This is a genomic window from Companilactobacillus sp. y65-5, assembly GCF_057541095.1.
In genome coordinates this window covers 194,414-215,458 of sequence record NZ_BAAJOA010000003.1, presented here as the reverse complement: position 1 = coordinate 215,458, position 21,045 = coordinate 194,414, and the positions used below count along the sequence as shown (strand labels likewise).

Annotated in this window: 12 protein-coding genes; all 12 read left to right on the top strand. The window is 40.1% G+C overall.

All coding sequences use genetic code 11. From position 1 onward, the window contains the following. The first annotated feature begins 65 nt into the window (after positions 1 to 65). The 12 genes from AC27FM_RS07470 to sufB all read left to right on the top strand — a co-directional run bounded on the left by AC27FM_RS07470 (position 66) and on the right by sufB (position 21,025). On the top strand, positions 66 to 446 hold the full coding sequence (locus AC27FM_RS07470; RefSeq protein ID WP_487087107.1) for a YueI family protein: 381 nt from the start codon (positions 66 to 68) through the stop codon (positions 444 to 446). Positions 447 to 468: 22 nt separating this feature from the next. Continuing rightward, positions 469 to 1,449, top strand: a complete 981-nt coding sequence (locus tag AC27FM_RS07465; protein ID WP_487087106.1) for a ribose-phosphate diphosphokinase — start codon at positions 469 to 471, stop codon at positions 1,447 to 1,449. A gap of 193 nt (positions 1,450 to 1,642) precedes the next feature. After that, positions 1,643 to 4,363, top strand: a complete 2,721-nt coding sequence (locus AC27FM_RS07460; RefSeq protein WP_487087105.1) for an L-type lectin family protein — start codon at positions 1,643 to 1,645, stop codon at positions 4,361 to 4,363. Between the two features lie 305 nt (positions 4,364 to 4,668). Beyond that, positions 4,669 to 7,377: an L-type lectin family protein gene (locus AC27FM_RS07455; protein WP_487087104.1), complete on the top strand. Its 2,709-nt coding sequence runs from the start codon at positions 4,669 to 4,671 to the stop codon at positions 7,375 to 7,377. A gap of 226 nt (positions 7,378 to 7,603) precedes the next feature. Further along, on the top strand, positions 7,604 to 10,336 hold the full coding sequence (locus tag AC27FM_RS07450) for an L-type lectin family protein (protein WP_487087103.1): 2,733 nt from the start codon (positions 7,604 to 7,606) through the stop codon (positions 10,334 to 10,336). A 277-nt stretch (positions 10,337 to 10,613) separates the two neighbouring features. Continuing rightward, complete coding sequence (locus tag AC27FM_RS07445) at positions 10,614 to 13,340, top strand: hypothetical protein (RefSeq protein ID WP_487087102.1); 2,727 nt, start codon at positions 10,614 to 10,616, stop codon at positions 13,338 to 13,340. 149 nt (positions 13,341 to 13,489) lie between these two features. Further along, a complete protein-coding gene (locus AC27FM_RS07440; protein ID WP_487087101.1) occupies positions 13,490 to 15,568 on the top strand; it encodes an SLAP domain-containing protein in 2,079 nt (692 codons plus the stop codon). Between the two features lie 289 nt (positions 15,569 to 15,857). Next, positions 15,858 to 16,652 carry a Fe-S cluster assembly ATPase SufC gene (gene sufC, locus AC27FM_RS07435; RefSeq protein WP_487087100.1) on the top strand — a complete coding sequence of 265 codons (795 nt, stop codon included), beginning with the start codon at positions 15,858 to 15,860 and terminating at the stop codon, positions 16,650 to 16,652. An 11-nt stretch (positions 16,653 to 16,663) separates the two neighbouring features. Continuing rightward, positions 16,664 to 17,947 (top strand): Fe-S cluster assembly protein SufD, encoded by a 1,284-nt coding sequence (gene sufD, locus AC27FM_RS07430; protein ID WP_487087099.1) that lies wholly within the window; start codon positions 16,664 to 16,666, stop codon positions 17,945 to 17,947. Then, positions 17,934 to 19,151 carry a cysteine desulfurase gene (locus AC27FM_RS07425; protein WP_487087098.1) on the top strand — a complete coding sequence of 406 codons (1,218 nt, stop codon included), beginning with the start codon at positions 17,934 to 17,936 and terminating at the stop codon, positions 19,149 to 19,151. The genes sufD and AC27FM_RS07425 overlap by 14 nt, the downstream gene beginning before the upstream one ends. Continuing rightward, on the top strand, positions 19,138 to 19,563 hold the full coding sequence (sufU, locus tag AC27FM_RS07420; protein WP_487087097.1) for a Fe-S cluster assembly sulfur transfer protein SufU: 426 nt from the start codon (positions 19,138 to 19,140) through the stop codon (positions 19,561 to 19,563). The genes AC27FM_RS07425 and sufU overlap by 14 nt, the downstream gene beginning before the upstream one ends. Before the next feature lie 19 nt (positions 19,564 to 19,582). Next, on the top strand, positions 19,583 to 21,025 hold the full coding sequence (sufB, locus tag AC27FM_RS07415) for a Fe-S cluster assembly protein SufB (RefSeq protein WP_487087096.1): 1,443 nt from the start codon (positions 19,583 to 19,585) through the stop codon (positions 21,023 to 21,025). Positions 21,026 to 21,045 lie beyond the last annotated feature (20 nt).

Below are 21,045 nucleotides of genomic sequence, written 5' to 3'. Positions count from 1 at the left end.
TTATTCCTATTATACCGTTATCATATGGAGTAATGAATAAATATAAGCTCGAAAGGTAGAATTCAATGACTAATGTCGAAGATTACATTAAGAAAAATATATTTGGCAAGCCACAATTAAAACCAGACGAAAAAAATAAGTTTTTAGGTAATTTTGCGGAGCGGGTCGGAATCGCTCTAACCATTGCTCAGCTTAAGAATGAGGCTAATTTAAAAACTGTCAAAAGCGTCATGGAGAAATATCCGCAGTATCGTTTGTATCTAAATGGTAAAATTGACTCGTATATACTGGATAATTATCTTCAATTAAGTGTAAAATTGAACTATAAGTTTACGATCGTTTCGCAATCAGCCGTACGCAACAGGTCACGTGTTATGACGGATAATGACATGGGACTTGTGATCGCTGACGAGAGTAGACCCATTGATCGACCAGTATTAATATAATTTTTTGGAGGACAAACCAGATATGTCTAATACATCATTAGATAAAATTGCATTACTTTCTTTAAATGGTAATAAGCCATTAGCCAAGAGGATTTCTGAATACATGGGAGTTCCCTTGTTGGACGCAGCTGTTTCTCACTTTGCGGATGGAGAAATAAACATTCAAATCAACGAAAGTATTCGTGGAAAAGATGTTTATATCATCCATTCAGTGTCAGATCCAGTTAACGATAATTTTATGGAATTGATGATTGCGGTTGATGCCCTAAGACGTGCAAGTACCAAGCAGATCATCTGTGTACTACCTTACTTTGCTTATACACGTTCAGACAGAAAATCACGTGCTCGTGAACCTATTTCTGCTAAGTTGTTTGCGAATATGTTAGAGATGGGTAAGGTAGATCGTGTTATTGCACTCGATATGCATGCCGATCAAATTCAAGGTTTCTTCGATATTCCCGTAGATCACTTGCGGGCAATGCCTATCTTCGCCAGATACTTCATGGATAAGATGGAAGATCACGACAATGTCGTATTCGTTGCACCTGATCACAATTCAACTAAGCGTGCTCGTTCCTTAGCTGAAGAATTCGGCTCACAAATCGCTATCGTAGACCAGAGAGCAACTGAAGAAGACGCAGTCATCCCTGATATTATCGGTGATGTTGAAGGCAAAGAATGTGTCATTGTAGACGACTTGATTGATACTGGTACAAGAATGATAAATAGTGCCGAAGCTTTGAAAGAAGCTGGAGCAACTGCTGTTTACGCCGCTGCCACACACCCGATCTTTTCTAAGACAGCCGCAAAGGACTTACAAAACTCTGAACTAAAAGAAATCGTAGTTACGGATTCAATTGTTATTCCAGAAGAATGTCGATTTGATAAGTTGAAGATCGTTTCTGTTACTGGTTTGTTAGGCGACTCGATCAAAATGACTGAGATGGACGAATCCACTAGCTCACTGTTTGATGTGAGAGATTCATATACTTTGATCAAATAATAAAAATAAAAATTCATGAATTGGAGTAATCTGATTCATGGATTTTTTTGTCTTTTAAGAAATTATGATGTGCTTAGCATTTACTCCCGCTTAGTTTCTGTTAATTCTCTTTTCAAAAAATGAATTAATTAATAATTATATAGGTATATAATTATCAATAATTATTCTTTTGTTTTTGGTGAGGGGAAATATCATGAGGAGAAGTTATTATAGTATATTTATTCTTGGGGCTTTTATTTTTGCACTAATATTTGCTTTGTTTACTGAATCTCCAGCAAACGTTCACGCAGCTGCACCTACTACGAGTCAAGTTTATACTGGCGCACCACGTGGTATAGATCTCGGTGATTACTTTCAGAATGACGCCAGTTATAATAATAAAAGTTACTTTATTACTTCGGTAAAAAATAGTGTCTCATATCAGTCCGGCGGTACAGATGGCAAGACGCCTATCATACAGATGACTGATGGCAGAGCAAATGAAGTTTCGTCTGTCTGGGGTCGGCTAACTGATCCTACAACAGGCGATGATGATTATAACTACTTTGACTTAACTAAGCCACAGACTATTTCTGCATGGCTTTATTTTGGTCCGGGTACAGATAACGCGGAAAAAAATACCATTGGGGAAGGTATGGCATTCGTGTTGCAAAATGACCCTCGAGGAACACAAGCCATTTCGTATTACACTCATCCAGCAGGATTACTTCAATCCAAAGATTCTGGTGCTGCAACTGGACAGAGTTTAGGTGTTTGGGCTGGTATCTCGGGTGCATACACACCGGGTAACGTTAAAGACCTTGCAGCTGGAGCTATTCAAAAAAGTATTGCGGTTGAATTTGACACTGTTCCCAATACTAGCGTTCCGGGAAATAGTTTATTAAATAATCCGGTCAATGATTCGTTCGATGGTTACGAATACAATGATGTTACAGTAGCGCTAGGGCAGCATATCGCTTGGGGTTACCCTGGAGATACTACTCCATCAACGGCTAATTCTGCCAACCCAATAGGGACGTATTTTTATGCTGTAAATGGCACTTTTTACTACTATCAGATGACTCATAAGAATGTTATAAAAAACTTAGTAATGGCTGGTTATGACGATAAATCAACCACTGATGTAGCGCATTCATGGCATCATTTTACATTTAAGTACACTCCACCAACAGATGGCAGTAATACTGCTAAAATGAGTTATATTTTTGATGATAAAGACTACGATGGAACAGTCAGACCAAGTCATCTTTGGGACTCAAAAAAAGACATTGCAATTGACCTAACCCAGTTGGGTTATCCATCTACCAAAAAAGCTCGTTGGGGATTCACCAGTAGTACTGGTAGTACGGCAGCTAATTCAGCTGTAAATGCCATCGTCATGCAGTCGATGCCAGCACTAGCCGATGTGGATGCACCTACTAGCCTGTACGATGAGACTCAAAATCGTCAGATTCTTGATTTGGATTCAAATCCGGATGCCAATTCTACTGTTAGCAATAAGGATAGTTTGAGATTTGACTACTCCTTGAATTATTTATCAGGTTTGAGTGGTACCGGTCAGATCAGTACTGTCATCAATCTACCAGATCATGTTGATTTCAGTAAAAATTCAGATGGCAATGTTGGAAGGATCGTTTATGGTGAGGGAGCAAATGAGACGACGGTCGCAATTCCCGCTAGTGACATTAGTGATAATAAGCTTAATTTGACCTTGAATAGTCTAACTGACGATAATGATACAGCTAAGATTCAATTATACGGTACGGCTACTATTGACGACTCTGACACACTCTCCACGGTCAAAGTGAACCAGGCTCATACTTCTTACACTAGTTCTCACTATACAGCCGACGTTATGAGTCCAGAATTCAACATTAGTAATGAATCATTGCAACTAAAGTTGGCTGATGCCACCACCGATCGTTCAACGGTAAGTTTGAATCAAACAGGCCAGCTTAATTTGATTGCTAGTTATGCAAAAGGATCTACTTTTGATGGAAGTGATCTGACATTTTATACGAAGGTAGATGGCGGTGACACGAAAGAAGCAAACTCGCCTACGGTTTCTGGAAAACCAAATAGTGATTACAGTTGGGGATATGACGGGTCTGCGTTAGGCTTGGGTGAACATACAGTAGAAATCTACGCGACAGATACCAAGGGTAGGAAATCTGAACCTTTGAAATATACGATCACTGTAATTGATTACAAGAAATTAGTTCTTTCATCTGCCAACACTTCTATTACATCGTTGTTAAATGAAGATACTAATATGTCTGGTAATCTAAGTTATGATGATAAAAGCATTGTGACAGTTTCTGGTGTAACGATGCACTGGGTGATTGATGACGGAGCTGAAACTAGTGAAAGTGTATCGAGTGTTAACTTCACCCACTCCATAAAAGCTGAAGATGCCAAACTTACTGAAGGTGATCATACTGTGACGGTTTACGCTGATGATGGCACTCGTAAATCGAATACGTTGACTTATCATGTGAAGGTAATAAACAGTTCAGCAACACTAGATAACGGAACTGATTATAAATTTCAAAACATCAACAAAGATGAAGAAACCAATCGGATCGTACATCGATCGGGAAGTTGGAAATTAGCTGTCGATAGCACTAATGCGGCTTGGAGTTTGACAGCTAAGTCAAGCGGCTTGATCAATAGTGTGACTAACCTACCTTTGATAGGAGATTTGGTCTATGTGTCAGACGGTCAGATGAACTCCATGTCTAGTTCGGTTTTGATAGATAAGGATACTACGGTAAGCAAGGAATCTAAAGTTACCGATATTGCGGGTAAATGGAACTCGGATAGTGGTATTCTACTACGAGTACAACCAAGTTCTAGCGCAGGTAGTTATACAGGAAAGATTGCTTGGACTCTTACGTCAAGTGTCAGTCAATAATTAAAATAATCATAAAGAAGCTTATACAATAGCTTCTTTTTTTTGCCTTTTAGATGGTTGATCACAGTTTTTGCAGGGCATTAATGACGTGTTTTAAATGGAACTGGTTAGTGGTTTTTTTGTATTGATAGGATGTGTATATTTCCATCAAGTATTCACAGCCACAATCAAGCACTAATTGTCATTATTTAATAAATTTTAAGTTGATATTATTATATTTTTATCTTAAAAATCAATTTTAAATCATTATAATGTTATATAATTAAATAGAAATAGATTTTACTTTTATGAATATGGGGGAGAGCATGAGGATAGGAAATAACAGGTCCTTTGTATTTAGTTTGTTTCTGTTAGTCATCGCTTCTTTTTTACATGTCGGGACTGTCACGAGTGTTCGAGCTGCAGCTCCCAGTAAGAGTGAAGTATACACTGGTGCGCCACACGGGATGGATTTTGGCGATTACTTTGAACGTAGTATTAGTTACAATAATACTAATTATTTTTCGGAATCAGTAGCCAACAGTGTCTCGTATCAATATGGCGGAATCGATGGTAAGACCAACATCATTCAGATGACCGATGGGGGGGCTAATGAGGTGTCTTCTATTTGGGGTAGGATGATGAACCCGAAGACTGCCAAAAACGACTATAACTATTTTGATTTGACGAAGCCACAGACGATTTCTGCATGGCTTTATTTTGGTTCCGGCAGCAAAAATATAGACGCTAATACTGTTGGTTCAGGGATGGCATTCGTATTGCAAAATGATCCTCGAGGCACGCAGGCTATTTCTACATATACTCGTAGAAAGAATATAATGCAAAAAAAATTTGCAGCGGCGGTTGGTGGTCAGAGTTTGGGCGTCTGGGCGGGTATTTCAGGAGGATATACACCAAATAACGTTGAAGATTTTGCGAAAGGTGCAATTCAAAATAGCCTTGCGGTGGAATTCGACACGGTCGCTAATGTTGATAAACCGGGCCTGTTTACCGTGAGTGCTGACGATAGTTTTGATGCTTTTAAATATAAAGGCTTCAGTTCTGCATCAGGTCAGCACATCGCTTGGGGCTATCCAGCCTGTAATAAGTTAGTAGCTGCGGATCCTGCTAAACAGGTTGGAACTTATTTTAGAGATGTAAATGAGACTTATTATTTCTATGAAATTGTTCACAGAGACGTCATTAATAATCAAGTAATGGCAGGTTTTCGCCATAGTTGGGAAGAAAACGTAGCACACGCATGGCATCACTTTACTTTCCAGTACACACCACCGGTTGGTAATGCCAATACAGCCGAGATGAGTTATTTCTTTGACGACAAAAAGTACGATGGAACTCCGAATAATTGGAGGGTGTCGAAGAAGAATATCATGATCGACTTGACTAATCTCGACTATCCCAATAATAAAAAAGCTCGTTGGGGATTTACCAGTAGTACCGATAAGGATGATAAAAATAAGTCTGCTGTAAATGCTGTCGTCCTGGAATCGGCTTCATCAGTAGCCGATGTTGAAACACATACCAGTATATATAATGAGACGCAAGGTCGTCCGATATTTAGTTTAGGGACTAATTCTCAAAAACGTTCTGATGCCATTGTTGGTGATGATTTGAGATATGATTATTCATTGAATTATCGTTCAGGGATTGGCGGTACTGGTAAGATTCATAGTGTGATCGAACTACCAAGTAATGTCGATTTTAGTAGTCATGATGGTAATGCTGGGCGGATAATTTATGGCGAGGGTGCTAATCAGAAGACAGTCGCCATTCCTACCAGTAATCTGCGTGGCGATCAACTCCATGTGACACTAGATGGTCTAAACTCCTATGACAGTGTGGTGAAGATTCAGGTGTACGGCAAGGCTACAATCGAGTATGCCAGTGATAAATTAGTAACTTACTTAGTCAAGCCCGCACATACCTCATATACTAGTTCACACTATGTGTCTGACGTGATGACTCCTGATTTTTATCTCAGCAATGACTCGTTACTATTGTCGTCTACCGACAAAATTGATCAGACTGTAAACTTAAACAAATCCGGTCAAATCAACCTAACTACTAGTTATAAGAAAGGTTCGATTTTTGATAACCAAGGACTGACATTTTACACTCAAATAGACGATAAACCAGTCACACATGTGACTTCATCGACTGTTAGTGGCGATACGCACAAAATTTATCATTGGTTATATGACGCTTCGGTCTTGGGATTGGGAGAACACACGGTGAAGATATATGCTATGGATTCTAATAGTGAGAAGTCAAATCCGCTGACATTTCATATCATAGTAAAGGACCACAAAGAATTGTCGCTCACGTCGGACAATACTGATATCACTTCATTGTTAAGTGAGGATACTAAGATGGCAGGTGTAGCTAGTTATAGCGACGGCAGTACTGCGACTTCGGATATCAAACTGCACTGGTCGATCGATGGTGGCTCTGAAACTAGTGAGCCACTGAATGAGATGCAGTTTGTTCACACGATCAGAGCGGGGATACTTGATAAAGGTCAACATACTGTCACCGTGTATGCCGATGATAGGATTCGCAAGTCAAATCCGCTGACCTATCGGGTGACAGTAACAAATGGCTCTGTGACGTTGGAAAATGACCCAGACTATGGATTCCAAACTATCAATCGAATCTCAGCAATCAACCGCATCGTTCACAGAGCTGGGACTTGGAAATTGGCAGTCAAAAGTCGCCATTCCGCATGGAGATTGACAGCGAAGTCAGACGGACTGATCAACAACTCCACTCATCTTCCGTTGATTGGTGAACTGATCTATGTAGCTGGTAGCACGACTAATTCCTTACAAAACCCAGTCTTGGTAGATGAAGATGAAACCATCAGTATGGAATCGAGAATCAAGGATATAGCTGGCACTTGGGGTGAGAACAATGGTATTTTATTAAAAGTTCAGCCAAGTACGAGTGAGGGTGGATATACCGGCACCATCTCTTGGACTCTGACCGCCAGTGTCGGAGCAGACAAAAAAGTATAATACAAAGGGCACTATGACTTTCATGTCATAGTGCCTTTTTCGACTTATTTGATAAAAATCAAAAGTATTTTTTTGCTTTTTAGTTGACAAAATAACAACTTTCCAGTTTTTAAGAAAAAATAGACCTTATTATGAAATAAAACAACGTAATGAATGATGTAGAATAAAATTAAAAATATACTCTTTTGGTGTGATTTTAAAGTGTTATTTTCAGGGAGGTGATCACATGAAAAAAAAGAGTAAACATGTTTATTTGATTTTTTTTATGATGCTATTATTTTTTGTTTCTGTGATTAGCACCGGTACGCTTATTAAAGCTGAGACCGTTCCTACGACTGAGGAAGTCTATCAAGATCCGCCTATAGGGATATCTAACTTAAGTAAGATCATGGTGAGCCCTACTGAATACACAACGGATTCGAATGGTGTCAGACTCGATACAATATTAAAAAATTCCCAAAGTATATTGACTCAATATCCTAGTCAAATCATCCAAATGACTAGTGGGGGAAAAAGACAGGTGGGGTCTATCTGGGGAAAGTATAAAGATGATAATGGTAATGACTATAACATCTTTGACTTGACCAAGCCGCAGACTATATCTGCATGGTTGTATTTCGGCGGTAGTAATACTATAAGGAACAATGATACGGATGCAACGCAGATGATGGTTAGCGACGGGATGGCGTTCGTATTGCAGAATGACGATAGAAAAGAAAATGCTATTTCTACAACTAATGAATCTATCGGTGGTACTCCCGATAATACCGCCTCAGTAGGTCAAACGCTAGGAGTATGGGGTGGACAGGGGTGGTCGGTACTTGTTCCTCCGTGGACTGTAGAACTTTTTGCTAAAACTGCAATTCAACATAGTTTTGCGATGGAATTTGATACAAATAATAATAATGTGAACGATCAGATTTCGTTCAATGATGGATTAGATACATTAATGGGAGTTTTTGACAGCGTCTATGGCGAACACATAGCATACAATTATCCTGGAGAGAGTAGTGCATATGCCACTTTTCACAATAATATAACCAATCTCTATCAGCTTCATCATAATGTAAAACAACAGTATATGATCGATAATCCCACTAAACCAATTGAGAATCCTATAATAAATAATCTCACGATGTCGGGATACGATGAATCAATGGTAGACGTAGCTCATGCATGGCATCATTTCACGCTGGAATATACGCCGCCAGTAGCAGGCAGTACTCAAGCAACAATAAATTATGTTTTTGATGATAAAGACTACGATGGGTCAGTGAGACCAGAGAATCATTTAGACGATAGGGTCAATCAGCCGTTAGATATCAGTAAGATCGATCCTAAAGGTACTGGCAAGGCTATTTGGGGATTCACTAGTTCTACAGGTGACGAATCTGATGCTCCACCAGCAACCAATGCTATCATCCTGCAAACCGTGCCAGGGATGGCTACAGTTGATGCCTCTACAAGTTTGTATGATGAAACACAAGATCGTAATATTCTGGATATAGTCTTAAATCCCAAGGCAAATTCAACGGTCAGTGATGGTGATAGTTTAAGGTTTGATTATGATTTGAATTATACATCGGGAACTATTGATACTGGTGATGTTACAGCGAATATTAATTTACCTGAATATGTCGACTTCAAGAAAAATAAAGATGGTAATATTGGTAAAATCATTTATGGGGAGGGAGATGACCAAAAAACCGTCCCGATCCCTGCTAGCGAAATAACTAGTGATAACAAATTAAGCTTAACAATAGATAGTATTTCTAAATATAATGACAAGATAAAAGTCCAATTATTTGGCAAAGCCGATATAGCTATTAGCGATACTTTGGTGGAACAAGACGTAGATGAAGCTCACACGTCCTATACTAGTGATTACTATGTTGGAGATGTTATGAGCCCGGCTTTCAAAATCAATAATGAAGTTTTACAGCTAGCATCAACTAGTAATCATGATCTCTATCCGAAGTTAAATGAGACTGATGGAAAAATAGCCTTAACCGCTAGTTATAAGAGAGGCTCTAAATTTGATGGTAATGATCTGACGTTCTACACGCAGGTGGATGGTGGGGATGTTATGAGTGCAACTTCACCTACGAGCGCCACAGAAAAATCATATGATTATGGTTTGGAATACAATGCATCAACGTTAGGACTCGGAAAACATATCATAGAAATCTATGCCGAGGATTCGAGCGGTAAAAAATCTAATACTTTGACCTTCAATATCACCGTTGAAGATTACAAAAAAATCGTTCTTTCGTCTGATAATACCGTCATTACGTCATTGTTGAGTGATGATACTAACATGGCTGGGATCGCAAGCTATTACGATGACGATGGTGTTGCTAGTGACATCTCTAGTGCAGATCTTCATTGGTCGATTGACGGTGATGAGGAAATACAAGAAAAGCTGTCAACTAAGGACTTCACGCATACTATCCCTGCTGGGACACTGGCTGAAGGTGACCATGTCGTTACAGTATACGCTGATGATGGTGTTCGTAAGTCAAATACCCTGACCTATAATGTGAAGGTGATCAATGGCTCAGCTACTTTGGAAAATGATTCTGAGTATGAATTCCAGACTATCAATCAAGATTCGGAGATGAATCGGATAGTTCACAGAGCGGGAACTTGGAAACTAGCCGTTGAAAGTCTCAATTCAACTTGGAGCCTGACAGCGAAGTCAGACGGGCTGATCAACAAAACTACTAACTTACCATTAGTCGGTAACTTGATCTTTGTAAGTGGTGACACAATGAACTCATTACAGAACCCAGTCTTAGTAGATGAAGATGATACCGCCAGCGAGACGCCGGAAGTCAAAGATATAGCTGGCGCTTGGGGGAATGATGACGGTATCTTGTTAAAAGTTCAACCAAGTACGACCGAGGGTGGATATACCGGAACGATCTCTTGGACCTTGACCGCTAGTGTTGATGAATAATTGAGTTGATGAAAGTATAAAAGCGTTACGACCAGTTCTATTGTCGTAACGTTTTTTTTGATAAAAATTTAACAAAGTTCATGTAATTTAGGTTGACAAATCGTCATTTTGCCATTTTAGAACAAAAAAAATTATTTTTATTGAAGTTTAAAATACTTTTTTTAATGTAAAATTATATACGTAATGTATTATAACTGGTATTTTAAGATATTATTAATTAAAAATATTTTAAATAAAAACTAATAGAGATAAATATTGTGTTTAAGGGGTATTTACAATGAAGAGAAATAAATATGTCTATTTCGTGATTTTTACATTGTTGTTGATGTTCGCTTCAGTCTTTCGTGCTGGAACGTTTGTTAAGGCTGCTGTACCTACAACTCAGCAAGTATATAATGCTGCACCAAAGGGTATAACTAATTTGAGTAAGCTTATGGAATCGCCGACAACCTATACAAAGGATTCATCAAACAAAACTTTCACCTCACCCATGAGTAATTCACAAAGCATATTAACAAGCTACCCTAGTCAAATAATTCAAATGACTAGTGGTAAACAAAATCAAGTAGGATCGATCTGGGGGAAACGTCTAGATGACCAAGGCAATGCTTATAATCAATTTGATCTTACGAAATCACAAACGTTGTCCGCTTGGATGTATTTTGGAGGCAATACAAGTGAACTCTCAGATAAGGAAGAATCGGAAAGTTCTATGGTGAGTGATGGGATGGCTTTTGTGCTTCAAAATGACCAAAGAAAAAATGAGGCTATTTCTACTACTACTAATGTACCTATGTTTGGTAGTAATAGTACTTCCGCTTCAGTGGGTCAAAGTTTGGGTGTTTGGGGGGGATCTAATCCTACATCATCACCCAATGACACTGCTGGTTTTGCCGCATCAGCGATTCAGAATAGTTTTGCAATAGAATTTGATACGTACAAAAATGAGCAAATAGAGTTTTCGAATATCAGTAATGGATTAGATTCTATAAGCGAGAATGTTTCTGGTCAAAAGACAGCGGGGCAACATATTTCATGGAATTATCCAGGTGATAGTAGTTCATATCAAGTTGAGCCTGTTTCCTATCCCCTCTTCTCATCTCGAAGAGTGTATAAGCTTGTGCATAATCGTTTTAGTGACCTGGCACCCGATAACCCTATAATTTCGAATATAATCATGGCTGGTTATGAGAAAGGGCATGGTAATACAGAAAACGCATGGCATCATTTTACTTTTCAATATACTCCACCAAAAGAAGGCAGCACGATAGCGTCAATTAATTATATTTTTAATGATAAGGATTATGATGGAACCATTAAAGCGTATAATCAGTGGGATCAAAGAAGAAATCAGAAGATTGACATAAGCAAAATTGACCCTAACGGTACTGGTAAGGCAATGTGGGGATTCACTAGTGCCACAGGCAATGAAGAGAAAACCCCTTCAGCAACTAACGCCATCGTCATGCAAACTATGCCAGGAATGGCTGAAGTGGAAGCACCAACGAGCTTGTACGATGAAACTCAAGGTCGCAATATCCTTGACTTGAATGAATTTGAAACCGCCAACTCAACCGTCAGTGACGGCGACAGTTTGAGATTTGACTACGATTTGAACTATAAGTCAGGAACTATCGGCACAGGTGATATCACAACCGAAATGAATTTACCAAGTCATGTAGATTTTAAGAGCAACGCTGACGGCAATGTTGGTCAGATTGTTTACGGCGAAGGGGACGGTCAACGAATCATCCCGATCCCAGCTAGTGATATAACGAGTGACAATCACTTAACCGTTGAATTGGAAAGTGTATCTAAAACTAATGCCAAAATTAAAATTCAATTATTCGGAAAGGCTGATATAGAGGACAGTGGCACTCTAGTGACTGTAGAAGTTGATCCAGAGCATACGTCATATACTAGTGATTACTATGTTGAGGATGTTATGAGTCCAAAATTCCGTATCAGCAATGAAGTTTTAGAGCTTTCGCCAACAAGTACTACTGAGCCACACATAAAATTAAACGAATCTGGTGCACTGGATTTGACCGCCAGCTACGAAAAAAAATCCACTTTTGATGGGAATGATCTGACATTCTATACACAGGTGGATGATGGGGATGTAATGAGCACAACGTCATCAACTATTGCAAATAAATCAACAGCGGATTATAAATGGGCATATAAGGCTTCGGAACTTGGTCTAGGTGAGCATACGGTCAAAATCTATGCTAAAGATGCTAATAGTAGAAAATCTAATGTCGTAACTTTTAATATCACAGTTGAAGACTACAAGAAGATAGTTCTCTCATCAGAAAATCTAGATATCACTGGTCTCTTGAGTGATGATACTAAGATGGCTGGTACTGCCAAGTACGCTAATATGAATGGTACTGCCAGGGACGATGACATCACTAAACCTGGAGCAACTCTCTACTGGTCACTTGACGGTGGAAAGGCAACTGAAGCAGCGTTGACTGATAAGGACTTCTTGCACACTATCCCTGCTAATACTTTGACGGAAGGCAAGCATACAGTCACGGTCTACGCTGATGACGGAACTCGTAAGTCGAATACCTTAACTTATAATTTGAATATCATCAATAGTTCTGCCACATTGAATAATGAAAAAGACTATAAGTTCCAAACTATCAATCGAGATAATGAAGAAAACCGTATCGTTCGCCGTAGTGGTGATTGGGGCTTGTCAGTTGACAGTATCAACTCAGCTTGGAAATTGACAGCCACGGCTTCTGAAATGGTCAATTCTGCAGGTCAGGAGCTGAACGGTAATCTGATCTACGTCACTAATGACAAGGTCTCAGATATGAGTTCTCCAACCTTTATCGATGAAGACACTACAATCACTAAGGAACGCAGAACTAAGGATATCGCCAAGACATGGGGCAATAACAGTGGTATTTTATTAAAAGTTCAACCAAGTACAACTGAAGGTACCTATACAGGAAAGATTGCTTGGACCCTAACTTCGAGTGTTGAATAATGATTATTATTAGAAATATTTAAAAAATTATAAAGAACAAAAAAAAAGCTTGATTTTTGCGTAAATCGGAGCTTTTTTTGTTCAAAGTTGATATTATGTAGATGTAGTTATTTAAATGAAATTATCAATGAAACAGGGGGAAACATTTTATGGGTAAAATAAAAACACTAGCACTCACTAGTATCATCTTATCAAGTACGATACTAGCTGCTAGTCCTTCAATAGTTCAAGCAAAAGATGCGACTGCAATTAACGTAAAATCCGCTTTGACAGAAGCAACAACATCAACCAAGGTAGCTAAGGGTACCGCTGTGAACTTCTCTGACTTGAAGAGCGGGACGACTATGTCGGTCAACCCGATCTTCAACAAGACCGGTGCAGATTACAACACGGACTTGGCTAATGAGTTGAACATCGTAACTTCTAGCACTGACAGTACACAAGTTCCGATGACAGTTCTTGAGAGCAATAAGTTCGGATTCGCTACTAAAGTGTCATTCACTAATGACAGTACGACTAAGATCGTTAACGTTCAGTATGATTATGCTAAACCCACAGTAACGTTTGCGAATAGCTCACAAGTTATGAATTTCACGACTGCAACCGCTCCTAAAGAAGCCGACTTCTTCACAGCTATCAATGATAAGGATGTCTCGGCTAAGACCACTAATGGTACAGACGCCAAGGGTGTTAAGAATACTGCCAGTTTATCATCAGATGTTCCAACAACTGACATGACAAAGGCTGGTTCATACACTATCGGCTATACTCCTAAGGATAATTATGCGACAGGTGCTGCTGTTAATAGAACCGTGAACGTCTTCGCAGAACCTGATTTTACTGAGTTAGACGGTCGAGAGATTGCTCAAGGTGACACGTTTGCTACTGCTGAGTCTCCTTATATCTTGACTAATTCATTAGGTCAGAAGTATAAGGTGACTGTAACTAAGGGTACCATCAATACTGATCCAGAAGAACCAGAAACACCATCGACTGGTGGGACAGAAGAACCAGAGGTAGGCGGTGAAGGAACTCCATCAACTCCTAATTCAGAAGAATCAGATACTGCAACAGGCGAAAAGAAAGTTACTTACACTGCAACAGCTATTGATGCTAATGGAAATGAAATCAAAGATACTTCTACTGGCAAAGCTATGACATGGGAAAGCAAGGAAATGACTGTCACAGTAGTTAATCCTGCTGATATTGATGTAGCAAATGCCATTCCTTATACCATCACATTCAAAAATGCCGCTGGTAATGCCGTAGGTACTCAAACGGGAACTTACGATTCTACCGATGCAGATACTAAAACAATCAAAATCACAGCACCTGAAGGCTATACGTTAAAGAATAGTTCAGATGCAACTTACGATTTGAAGGAGGTAACTGATTTTGTAAACAATCCTATCTCAAAGAACGTTGAAGTAGTACCAAGCACGCTATCATACACAGTCAACTTCCTCGACAAAGACAACAATAACAAAAACGTCGGCACGGTAACTTCAACTGGTACATATGGTGACTACGTTCCATTGACAGCACCAGATGGATATGAACTCGCCAATGCGGTTGATCGTGGATTTACTTTGAAAGATAACAATTACACACGTAACGTATACGTAACTAAGGCAAACGTTGGCTATGTCATTACATTCCTCGACCAAGATACTGGTAGAACTATCGGTATCACAACTGGTGAGGGTGCTGATGGTCAAGATGTGACCTTGACAGCTCCGGATGGTTACAGCTTCATCAACGCTGATGACATGCAGATGACTATCAATAAGGACAATCCTAATAAGTCGATCGAAGTAACTCCTAATAAGTCTGACTTCATGGGTACTGTCGGTACATATCCTGATTCAGGATATACTGACATGTACACTAGCAAGGGTACTTTGATCGATGACACCGTCTTATCAGCTGGTTCAGACTGGATCACTGATAAGAAGCTATATGTCAACGGTGAAAAATACTATCGTGTAGCTACTAACAAGTATGTCAAAGCTAGTGACGTCTATGTCTATATCCCAGTTTCAAAGATTGCACAGACAGACAGCGAGCTAACTAAGATTTACGATTCTAGAGGCGCATTGATCGATGATCAGGCACTTTCCGCATACAGCGCTTGGAAGATCGACAAGGCCGCTCGTATCGATGGACAAAAGATGTATCGTGTAGCCACAAACAAGTGGGTAAAAGCATCTGACGTATCATTGATTTAATTATATATATACAATGGGAATTATTTATTTATATAAATATTCCAAAAGCTAGGATAATTCCTAGCTTTTTTTTGTATCTTTAGTGATACACTTAACATAATGCTTATATTTATAAGGCTTTATAAATCAGGCAAAAAAAGATAAAAAGAAATAAGCTAAAAATCCTTATATACCAACATAGTAAGCGAATTCAGGAATATTACTATCCAAAGTTAGTTTTATATCTAAAAGGTATTAAATAACTGACTATAAAATACTATAATAAGGATATCACAATGGAGGTTAGATTATGTCCACACTAGAAGTCAAAGATCTACATGTTTCAGTAACAGATGAAGAAAACGGTAAAGGCCAAGAGATTTTGAAGGGTGTCAACCTATCAATGAGTACTGGTGAGATCCATGCTATCATGGGTCCCAATGGAACTGGTAAATCAACATTATCACAAGCCATTATGGGTAATTCTGCCTATAAAGTTACACAGGGTGATGTTCTATTAGACGGTAAGAGTATTTTGGAGCTACCAGTTGACGAGCGTGCCCGTGCTGGTTTGTTCCTAGCTATGCAATATCCAGCCGAGATTCCCGGTGTCACAAATATTGAATTCATGCGTGCTGCTATCAATGCACGACGTGGTGAAGATGACCAGATTCCAGTCAGAGAATTCATCAAAAAACTAGATGAGAAACAAGATATTTTGGATATGACTGATGAAATGTCAGGTAGATATTTGAATGAAGGCTTCTCCGGTGGTGAAAAAAAACGTAATGAGATTTTACAATTATTGATGATCGAACCTAAATTTGCACTATTGGACGAAATTGATTCGGGACTAGATATCGATGCCTTGAAAGTTGTTTCACGCGGAGTTAACTCCATGCGCGGTGACAACTTCGGTTCATTGATCATTACTCACTATCAACGTCTATTGAATTACATCGTTCCCGATCAAGTACACATCATGATGGACGGACGTATCGTTCAAAGTGGCGGCCCTGACTTAGCTAAGAAGCTAGAAGACGAAGGTTACGCTGGTATTCGTGATGATTTAAATCTAGATGTTAAATTAACAGATGAAATATAGGGGGAATGAACATGCGACCAAGTTTAACAGACCAATATACTGACGATGTCGTTCAATTCTCTCAAAAAAATAACGAACCAGATTGGTTCACGAAAATTAGAACTGACAGTTTAGAGAAGTCAGCGGACTTGTCATTACCACGCTATGAGAAGATCAACTATCGTAGCTGGCGCCTAGATCGTCCGAGTGACTTCGACGTAAATAATAGCATTACTGAATATGACAGCACTGAGATCGACAACTACATCGTTCAATCGGGTAGTGAGACTCTGGCAGTCCATCTACAACCAGAATTAGTGGATCAAGGTGTGATCCTAACGGATATTTTTACCGCACTCAGAGACTATCCAGAATTAGTTCAGAAGTATTATATGACCAAAGTCGTCAAACCTGACGAAAACAAATTAACAGCGATTCATGCGGCCATGATGAACGGTGGGATTTTTATTTATATCCCTAAGGGTGTCAAGGTAACTAAGGCCATCCAAGCTTCGTTTATTCAAGACAACAACGTCAAACGCGACTTCAACCAACACGTTTTGTTAGTGGCGGAAGCGGATGCAGAAGTGACGTATCTTGAGAACTTCATCTCGCAAGGGGACGCAGAAGAAAATAAAGCTAATATCGTTGTGGAAGTCATCGCTGGGGATGATTCACGCGTGCACTATTCAGCCCTAGATCAACTTAGCTCACAGACGACTAGTTACCTAAGTAGACGGGGAATTACCGCTAATAATGCTCGTATCGACTGGGCGATCGGCTTCATGAATGACGGTAATATCATCGGTGACTTCGGAACTGACTTGATCGGCGACGGCTCACATACTGAAGCTAAGGTCGTAGCGATCACGACTGGCGAGCAAGTCCAAGGTATCGATACCAAGGTCACCAACTACGGTCGTCACACGATCGGACATATCTTACAACACGGGGTCATCCTAGAATCTTCTACACTGACCTTCAATGGAGTAGGACACATCGTCAAAGGAGCTCGTGGTTCTGACGCTCAGCAAGAGAGCCGTGTGTTGATGTTATCGAGACACGCTCGTGGTGATGCCAATCCGATCCTTCTGATCGATGAGAATGATGTTACAGCTGGACACGCGGCTAGTGTTGGTCGTGTCAATGCGGAACAAATGTATTACTTGATGAGCCGTGGAATTGATGAGAAGACGGCGCAAAGACTAGTTATTAGAGGCTTCTTGAGTAGTGTCATTACTGAGATACCTGAAGAAGAAGTACGTGATCGTTTGACACAAATGATCGAAAGGAAGTTAGTCAATGGACAACAATAATTTTCCTATCCTCCACCAAAAAGTTAACGATGAAGATTTGATCTATCTAGATAATGCGGCGACTACCCAAAAACCCAAACAAGTCATCGAACAGATGGAAAAGTTCTACTACAATGATAATGCCAACGTTCATCGTGGTGTGCATACATTGGCTGAACGTTCCACAGAGATGTTTGAGGCTGCTCGTGAGAAGATTCGAGCATTCATCAACGCTAAGTCTACGAAAGAAATTATTTATACCAAGGGGACGACTGATTCTCTGAACATGATCGCCCAAAGCTACGGAGAGAATGTTCATGAAGGTGATGAGATCGTCATCTCGATCCTTGAACACCACAGTAACTTGATTCCTTGGCAACAATTAGCAATCAAAAAAAATGCAAAATTAAAATATATTAACTTAACTGAAGACGGCGAGTTGGATATGAAACAAGCTGAGGAACTTATCACGGATAAGACCAAGATTGTTTCAGTCGCTCACGTCTCTAATGTCTTAGGTGTTATCACACCGGTCAAGAAACTGGCACAACTAGCCCACGAACACGGTGCAGTCATGGTAGTTGATGGCGCACAGTCAACACCACACATGCCAATCGACGTTCAAGACTTGGACTGTGACTTCTTCGCCTTTTCGGGACACAAGATGCTTGCGGAAACAGGTATTGGCGTGCTCTACGGTAAGGAAGAATTACTCAACGCAATGACACCAGTTGAATACGGTGGCGAGATGATCGAATTCGTCAAAAAGTATGAGACGACCTGGAATGACTTACCATGGAAATTTGAAGCAGGGACACCTAATATTGCCGGAGCCATCTCACTAGGCTATGCGATCGATTATTTGAACGGTATCGGCATGCAAAAGATCGCCGATTATGAACAAGAGATCGTTAGCTACGTGTTACCAAAGCTACTAGCAATCGATGAATTAGAAGTATATGGACCATTGGATCCTAAGAAGCATACGGCAGTTATTTCGTTCAATCTTGAGGGATTGCACCCGCATGATTTGGCAACTGGCTTAGATATGGAAGGTGTCGCAGTTCGTGCTGGTCACCATTGTGCACAACCATTGATGACTTACTTAGGACTTTCCGCAACCGCACGAGCTAGTTTTTATTTCTATAATTCATTAGAAGACGCTGATAAGTTAGTTAATGCAATCATTGCAACAAAGGAGTTCTTTAAAGATGGCACTATCTAGGATGGATAATTTATACAGACAAGTTATTTTGGATCATTCAGATAATCCTCATCATCATGGAGAATTATCCGATAAGACCAATGATATTGAACTGAAAAACCCTACTTGTGGGGATGTTTTGAAGCTGGACTTGAAGGTCGAAGATGGCAAGATCACAGACGCTGCCTTCAGTGGTTATGGCTGTACTATCAGTCAAGCCTCCGCCAGCATGATGACTGATGCAGTTATTGGTAAGACGACCGATCAAGCAGAAACAATGGTACAGACGTTCTCAGATATGATCATCGGTGATGACGTCGATACTGATATTTTGGAAGATGCCGCTACCTTACAAGGCGTATCTAAATTTCCAGCTCGTATCAAATGTGCGACTCTAGCATGGAAGGCCTTGCATAAGGCTTTGAATAAATAATCATTAGGAAGTGAAAAATATGCCAGAAACAGAAAATACTAAGAATAATGAAGAGGCAATCTCATCGGTTCAAGATCTTGGTTTGAATGATGACTATGATTTTGGCTTCCATGATGATGTCGAACCAGTTTTCTCAACTGGTAGAGGCTTAACAGAAGACGTTGTTCGTGCTATTTCCAAGGAAAAGAACGAACCACAGTGGATGCTTGATTTTCGTCTTAAAAGTTATGAAATCTATAAAAAAATGCCCATGCCACCTTTCGGTCCCGACCTATCTGATCTGGACTTGAAGAATATGCGCTACTACCAGAAGGCTACTGATAAGAAGTATCGTGATTGGGACGATGTCCCCGAAGAATTGAAGAATACCTTCGATCGTCTCGGTGTTCCTCAGGCTGAACGTCAATACTTAGCTGGATCTTCAGCTCAGTACGAGTCAGAAGTTGTTTATCACAACATGCGTGACGAGTTTGCCAAGTTTGGTATCATTTTTACGGATACCGACACCGCTCTGCGTGAATATCCAGACTTGTTCAAGAAGTGGTTCGGTAAGCTAGTTCACCCGAATGACAACAAGTTTGCGGCTTTGAACAGCGCCGTTTGGTCTGGTGGTTCGTTCATCTATGTGCCTAAGGGTGTTAAGTTGGATATCCCGATTCAGTCATACTTTAGATTGAATTCTGAAAACAGTGGACAGTTCGAACGTACTTTGATCATCGTAGACGAAGGCGCAAGTATCCAATACGTCGAGGGCTGTACTGCTCCTAACTATTCCAGTGATAGTTTGCATGCGGCAGTAGTTGAGGTTTATTCCCAAAAAGATGCCTATGTCCGTTACACGACGATCCAAAACTGGTCGAACAATGTTTACAGTCTGGAAACTAAGCGTGCTCAAGCGATGGAGAATGCGACCGTCGAATGGGTCGATGGTAACTTGGGCTCCAAGATCACGATGAAATACCCTAGCGTCTACCTCGATGGTGAGGGTGCTAAGGGTACGATGTTGTCGATCGCCGTTGCTGGTAAGGGTGTCGATCAGGATGCCGGTGCTCGGATGATTCACAACGCTAAGAATACTTCTTCGTCGATTGTTTCCAAGTCGATCTCGAAGGACGGTGGTGCGGTCGATTATCGTGGTACAGTCAGATTCGAGCGTAATTCTGATGGCTCGAAGGCACACGTTGAGTGTGACACTATCATCATGGATGAAGAATCTAGTTCTGATACAGTGCCATATAACGAGATCCTCAATGGTAATGTTTCGATGGAACATGAGGCGAAAGTTTCTAAGGTTTCAGAGGAACAACTGTATTACTTGATGTCTCGTGGCTTGAGTGAAGCAAAGGCGACGGAGATGATCATCATGGGATTTGTGGAACCATTTACAAAGGAATTACCAATGGAATATGCTGTGGAGTTGAACCGTTTGATCGGTTACGAAATGGAAGGCACTATTGGTTAAATATTATCGTCAACTCAAAA